Origin of the sequence: Aquitalea sp. ASV11 (genome assembly GCF_016429185.1) — a bacterium.
Lineage (GTDB): Bacteria > Pseudomonadota > Gammaproteobacteria > Burkholderiales > Chromobacteriaceae > Aquitalea > Aquitalea pelogenes.
Window position 1 is genome coordinate 1 of record NZ_JAELUD010000149.1, and the last position, 970, is coordinate 970.

The 970-nt window shown below is 60.4% G+C and carries 1 protein-coding gene; it reads left to right on the forward strand.

Annotation, left to right across the window (positions count from 1 at the left end; translation table 11 throughout):
• Positions 1-970, forward strand: a 970-nt coding sequence (locus JHD62_RS21370; RefSeq protein ID WP_199104571.1) for a helicase-related protein, incomplete at both ends; no start/stop codon positions are given.

Genomic DNA, 970 nt, shown 5'->3' on the forward strand with positions numbered 1-970 from the left:
GAGCTGGCACGCCACTTCGTTCAACGCCGCCGCAAAGACATTGCAGAGTGGCAGGCCGAAACCCAAGACGGTCGCGGCTTTGCTCGGCGCATGAAAACCGAGCTTACCTATCAGCTCAGTGGTGATTGGGGCAGTTTCTTCGACGCAGTGCAGGACTACTGCCGTGAACTGGCCGAAACCGCTGAACGCGAGGCAGGGGCTGAGGGCTCTGGCCTCATGTGGTACGCCACCTTGGCCTTGCTGCGCTGCGTGGCATCCTCGCCCGCCGCAGCAGTCAAAGCACTGACCACTCGACTGGAAGGCTCCCTGTCTGCAGAAGAGTTGTTGACCGATGAGCGTTTGCATGATGGTGAGGCCGATGACCTGTCTGCCAGCGACCTGGAGCCACCAGCCCAGTTGCAAGATGCATCTCGTCTGCAAGCATTGATCACGACGGCACAGCGTCTCTCGGGGCAATCGGGTGATCCCAAGCTGGCTGCGCTCCTCCAGCATGTCGGACAATTGCTCAAGGACGGCTACTACCCTGTGGTGTTCTGCCGCTATATCGCTACTGCACATTACGTGGCTGAGCACCTCAAGGCCAAGTTCTCCCAGACCACCATCGAGGCCATCACCGGTGAGCTCACGCCCGAAGAGCGTCGTGAGCGTGTCGAAGACATGGGTGAGGCCGACAGCCGAATCCTGGTGGCGACTGACTGCCTGTCAGAAGGCATCAATCTCCAGCACCTGTTCACTGCCGTCATCCACTATGACTTGGCCTGGAACCCCACACGCCACGAGCAGCGCGAAGGCCGAGTAGACCGCTTCGGCCAACAGGCCCCCGAGGTGCGCTGCACCATGCTCTATGGGCAAGACAATCCGATTGACGGCTTTGTGCTGAAAGTCATCTTGCGCAAGGGCGAAGCCATCCAGAAGGAGCTGGGGGTGATGGTGCCCCTGCCCGAAGACGATGCCCGCATCAACCAGGCAC